1 protein-coding gene is annotated in these 1,325 nt (G+C 37.7%); it reads left to right on the forward strand.

What is annotated here, in order from left to right; translation table 11 throughout:
- Positions 1-229 precede the first annotated feature (229 nt).
- On the forward strand, positions 230-1,237 hold the full coding sequence (tsaD, locus tag OZD61_RS05705) for a tRNA (adenosine(37)-N6)-threonylcarbamoyltransferase complex transferase subunit TsaD (protein ID WP_065095013.1): 1,008 nt from the start codon (positions 230-232) through the stop codon (positions 1,235-1,237).
- The last annotated feature ends 88 nt before the right edge of the window (positions 1,238-1,325 follow it).

A 1,325-nucleotide genomic window follows, 5' to 3' on the forward strand; every position in this document is an offset into this window, starting at 1 on the left:
GCTAGCGATGCAACAAAGCCATTCCAGTGTCAAGCACTGGAATGACACCATTTGCTGTGCAGTTTACCTTTAAGAATGAATGTTCGTACAGTTGTGCGCGGTATCTCATCAGCCAACACGTAGCGGAATGACGGTTGTCGGTAAATCTTTTAGCTATAGAAGTTAACTTTGCAGTTAACTTCTACAGCGTTTCAAAGTATAGTTTTGGTAATACAGTAACTAAATATACATGAAAACCATTTTAGCTGTTGAAACAAGCTGCGACGAAACTGCAGTAGCGATTGTAAATAGTGACAAGCAAGTCCTTGCTCACGAAATTCTCTCCCAAGCAGAACACAAAAAACGTGGTGGGGTGATCCCTGAAATAGCTTCACGTGCTCATATGAAGCATTTAAGTGGTCTAATAAAAAGCGCCGTGGAAAAATCTAACCTTAACTTTTGTGACCTCAATGCAATTGCAGCAACATCAGGACCAGGACTCATAGGTGGATTAATAGTTGGTACAATGATGGCTAAAGCAATTGCGCATGTAGCACAAAAACCGTTCATTGCAGTGAATCACTTAGAAGCGCATGCATTGGTTATTAGGTTACTGCATGAGGTAAAATTTCCATTTTTAGTCCTACTAATATCAGGTGGTCACTGTCAATTTTTAATTGCACAGGATGTAGGTAAATACATTAAACTTGGAGAAACGCTCGATGATTCACTAGGAGAAGCATTTGATAAAGTTGCTAAGATGCTGGGTTTAAGCTATCCCGGAGGGCCATTAATTGAAAAGTTAGCTAAAAAAGGCAATGGTGCAAGATTTAAATTGCCAAGGGCAATGATAAAACGTTCTGGATGTAACTTTTCGTTTTCTGGAATTAAAACAGCAGTAAAAAACTTAGTGCAAGAACTTAAAATGAGCGAGCAAGATGTGTGTGATGTATGCGCTTCGTTTCAAGAGTGTATTAGTGACATACTGCTGGACAGGGTTAGCAATGCGATTATTATGGCCGAATCTTTAAATATCAAAATCAATGACTTTGTCATTACCGGCGGAGTTGCAGCAAATAATTTCTTGAGAGAAAAATTAAAACAACACATAAACTTAAACATATTTTTTCCTCCCAACAACCTATGTACAGATAATGCAATAATGGTTGGATGGGCAGGAATTGAAATGTTACAGAAAAGCTATATAGATTCTCTCAATTTTGCACCAAGACCTAAGTGGGAGTTAGAGAGTTATTAAAAGCTCTCAATTCTGAATTATAGCTAAAGTGACTTAGGTTCTCTAATTGCACATAAGTCAACAATAATTTTCACACAAATCAAAACAG

The sequence above is a fragment of the Wolbachia endosymbiont of Drosophila bocki genome (genome assembly GCF_028982005.1).
GTDB lineage: Bacteria > Pseudomonadota > Alphaproteobacteria > Rickettsiales > Anaplasmataceae > Wolbachia > Wolbachia pipientis.

Coding starts and splice junctions, on each gene's coding strand:
- tsaD (WP_065095013.1), top strand. CDS start 230: ATGAAAACCATTTTAGCTGTTGAAACAAGCTGCGACGAAACTGCAGTA.